The sequence below is a fragment of the Burkholderia sp. E168m23 genome (genome assembly GCF_016586125.1).
Lineage (GTDB): Bacteria > Pseudomonadota > Gammaproteobacteria > Burkholderiales > Burkholderiaceae > Burkholderia > Burkholderia orbicola.
Genome location: NZ_BCPP01000713.1, coordinates 1 through 3,785, shown reverse-complemented (window position 1 = coordinate 3,785; position 3,785 = coordinate 1). Strand labels below are relative to the sequence as shown.

General features: G+C 67.6%; 3 protein-coding genes. 2 read left to right on the top strand and 1 reads right to left on the bottom strand.

The genetic code is table 11. The annotated features are described in order from the left end of the window. The coding region (locus JMF90_RS28080) for an RNA methyltransferase (RefSeq protein WP_201325702.1) at positions 1-497 on the bottom strand (497 nt) is incomplete at its 3' end. Positions 498-778: 281 nt separating this feature from the next. On the opposite strand from JMF90_RS28080, the gene JMF90_RS28075 reads away from it, so the two are divergent. Continuing rightward, positions 779-1,582 carry an inositol monophosphatase family protein gene (locus JMF90_RS28075; RefSeq protein ID WP_011549489.1) on the top strand — a complete coding sequence of 268 codons (804 nt, stop codon included), beginning with the start codon at positions 779-781 and terminating at the stop codon, positions 1,580-1,582. Positions 1,583-1,889: 307 nt separating this feature from the next. Continuing rightward, complete coding sequence (locus JMF90_RS28070) at positions 1,890-3,512, top strand: NAD(P)/FAD-dependent oxidoreductase (protein ID WP_201316983.1); 1,623 nt, start codon at positions 1,890-1,892, stop codon at positions 3,510-3,512. The last annotated feature ends 273 nt before the right edge of the window (positions 3,513-3,785 follow it).

The window sequence follows — 3,785 nt, the reverse complement described above, 5'->3', positions numbered from 1 at the left end:
TAGGCCGGGTTGGCCGGAATGTGCGCGAGCGCGCTGCACTGCTCGACATGCTCGTTCGCGAGACCGGTGCGCTCGTTGCCGAACACGAGCGCGATGTCGCCCGTGCCGACCTGCGCGCTCGCCTGTGCGGCAGCCGCGCGCGGCGCGAGGCGCGGCGGCCCGTATTCGCGCGTGCGCGCGGTCAGCGCGATCGACCAGTGCACGCCGGACAGCGCTTCGCCGAGCGTCGGCACGACATGCGCGGACGCGAGGACGTCGTCCGCGCCGCTGGCCATCGCGACCGCCTCGGGGTCGCTCTGCACGTGCGGCACGCGCGGCGCGACCAGCACGAGGCGGGAGAAGCCCATCGTCTTCAGCGCGCGGGCGGCCGCCCCGACGTTGCCGGGATGGCTCGGCTCGACGAGCACGAAGCGGGTGGACGTGAAGCCGCCGGACGGCGGCGGGGACGAGGCCGCGCCCGATTCGGACGGCGCGGCGGTGTTCTGCGGAGTTTCCACTACGATACGACTCGGTTCATCAGAATGGCCGTATGGTATCGCCATCGCCCCGGCAAACCCACTCGTCCGGATGGCCAGTGGGGGTTTCCCCGCATGCCGGTCGCCTGAAACCGCCGAAAATCGGGTAAAATCATGCCTTTACGCGTTGCGCCCGGCGCAGCGCGGGTCGTACCCCGCTCTTTGTCAATTCGCGTCTCACCTCGCCCCGGCACGCTTGCGCCGTTCCGGGCGGTTGTCCCACTTCGTGGCGGCCCGTGCCGCCGGCTATAGGATCCAGGCTCATGCATCCCATGCTCAACATTGCTGTCAAGGCTGCGCGCCGCGCCGGACAGATCATCAATCGCGCGTCCCTCGATCTCGACCTGATCGAGATCCGCAAGAAGCAGCAGAACGACTTCGTCACCGAAGTGGACAAGGCCGCCGAAGACGCGATCATCGAGACGCTGAAGACCGCCTACCCCGACCACGCGATCCTCGCGGAGGAATCTGGCGAATCCGAGAACGAATCCGAATTCAAGTGGATCATCGATCCGCTCGACGGCACGACCAACTTCATCCACGGCTTCCCGTACTACTGCGTGTCGATCGCGCTCGAGCACAAGGGCGTCGTCACGCAGGCCGTCGTCTACGATCCCAACAAGAACGACCTGTTCACGGCCACCCGCGGCCGCGGCGCGTACCTGAACGACCGCCGCATCCGCGTCGGCCGCCGCGACCGCCTGGCAGATGCACTCGTCGGCACGGGCTTCCCGTTCCGCGAGAAGGACGGCCTCGACGCCTACGCACGCCTCTTCACCGAAATGACGCAGGCCTGCACGGGCCTGCGCCGCCCGGGCGCGGCGGCACTCGATCTCGCGAACGTCGCGGCCGGCCGCCTCGACGCGTTCTTCGAGCAAGGCATCAACGTGTGGGACATGGCGGCGGGCAGCCTGCTGATCACCGAGGCCGGCGGCCTCGTCGGTAACTACACGGGCGACGCCGATTTCCTGCATCGCCACGAGATCGTCGCCGCGAACCCGAAGATCTACGCGCAGATGATCCCGATCCTGAACCGCTACAGCCGCGTGCATCCGGCAGCGGAGTAAGCCCGGGCCGCGCCCGCGTGGCGCGGCTTTCACGCAAACCGCTCGCGCGGCATCGTCATGATGGCGCGCCGATCGCCCGACACGCGGGACAATTTTCCGTGCACACGGGCCGCTTCGTGCGCCTATCCTGAAGTTGCCCGAGTTGCCCGGACGAGTCGGCGTACTGCCGCCCGTACCGCTTGTCCCGCAACGACAGCGAAGGGTTTGCGTCCGGCATGCCCGCGCGGCGAACGACGCCGCCGCCGGGGTGCCGACCCCGCCTGTATCAACACCGCCACGGCGCCGTGGCAATCGCATCCGAGTCCCCATGTTACGGCTAAGCGAAATTAAACTCCCCCTCGACCACCCCGAGAGCGCGCTCGAGGCCGCGATTCGCGCGCGCCTCGCGGAGCTCGGCGTGGCGCCAGACCAACTGCTCCGTTACACCGTGTTCCGCCGCGCGCACGACGCGCGCAAGCGTGCCGACATCAAGCTCACGTATATCGTCGATATCGACGTCAAGGACGAAGCGGCCGCGCTCGAGCGCATCGCCAGCAAGCCGCATTGCGGCGTGACGCCCGACATGGCGTACCACTTCGTCACGAAGGCGCCCGAACACGCCGACTTCCTGCGCCCGGTCGTCATCGGCATGGGGCCGTGCGGACTGTTCGCGGGGCTGATCCTCGCGCAGATGGGTTTCCGTCCCATCATCCTCGAACGCGGCAAGGCCGTGCGCGAGCGCACCAAGGACACCTTCGGCCTGTGGCGCAAGAGCGTGCTCAATCCCGAGTCCAACGTGCAGTTCGGCGAAGGCGGCGCGGGGACGTTTTCCGACGGCAAGCTGTACAGCCAGATCAAGGATCCGAACCACTATGGCCGCAAGGTGCTGGACGAATTCGTCAAGGCCGGCGCGCCCGAGGACATCCTGTACCTGAGCCGCCCGCACATCGGCACGTTCCGCCTCGTCAGCATGGTGGAAAAAATGCGCGCGTCGATCCACGAACTCGGTGGCGAAGTGCGTTTCGAAACCCGCGTCGACGACATCGAAATCGACCAGGGCAAGGTGCGCGCGCTCAAGCTGTCGAACGGCGAAACGCTGCGGTGCGACCGCGTGGTGCTGGCTGTGGGCCACAGCGCGCGCGACACGTTCCAGATGCTGCACGACCGCGGCGTCTATATCGAAGCGAAACCGTTCTCGCTCGGTTTCCGCATTGAGCATCCTCAGGGGCTGATCGATCGCAGCCGCTTCGGCAAGTTCGCGGGCCACAAGCAGCTCGGCGCAGCCGACTACAAGGTAGTCCACCACTGCAGCAACGGGCGCGCGGTCTACAGCTTCTGCATGTGCCCGGGCGGCACGGTGGTCGCCGCGACCTCGGAGCCGGGCCGCGTGGTCACCAACGGGATGAGCCAGTATTCCCGCGCGGAGCGCAACGCGAATGCGGGCATCGTCGTCGGCATCACGCCGGACGATTATCCGGGCGGCCCGCTCGCCGGCATCGCGTTCCAGCGCAAATGGGAAGAACGCGCGTTCGAGCTCGGCGGCGGTGACTACCGCGCGCCGGGCCAGCTGGTCGGCGATTTCATCGCGGGCCGGCCGTCGACGTCGCTGGGCTCGGTGGAGCCGTCGTACAAGCCCGGCGTGAATCCGACCGACCTCAGTACCGCACTGCCGGACTACGTGATCGAAGCGATCCGCGAAGCGCTGCCCGAGATCGACAAGAAGATCGCCGGCTTCGCGATGCACGACGCCGTGCTCACCGGCGTGGAGACGCGCACGTCGTCGCCGATCCGGATTCGACGCAAGGACGACTACCAGAGCATGAACGTCGAAGGCCTGTATCCGGCCGGCGAAGGCGCGGGATATGCGGGCGGCATCTATTCGGCGGCGATCGACGGCATCGAAGTCGCGCAGGCGGTGGCGCTCAGTCTGACGTCGGGGCACGCGTCCTGACCTGCGGTGGCGGGTCGGGGCGCGCAGGTTCGTGACCTGAGCGCCGCCGGCCTGCCCCGCCGTGGCTTCATGGAGCTTCACTCGTGGCTCGACGCACGGAATTTCGTACCGCCCTTTCCGCGGCGGCAAGCGTACCCGATCAGGCCGAGCGAGCGCGACCCGCGCCACGATAGCGCGAGCGCTGCGTCATACGCGGATGCGATGCCTGGCGATATCCGAACCCTGGTTAGCCTTCCGAACGCTCCACGACCACCTCACTGATTTGCAGCACGG

Bases quoted from the DNA above. Each gene is read 5' to 3' on its own strand.
- JMF90_RS28075 (WP_011549489.1), top strand. From the start codon at position 779: ATGCATCCCATGCTCAACATTGCTGTCAAGGCTGCGCGCCGCGCCGGA.
- JMF90_RS28070 (WP_201316983.1), top strand. From the start codon at position 1,890: ATGTTACGGCTAAGCGAAATTAAACTCCCCCTCGACCACCCCGAGAGC.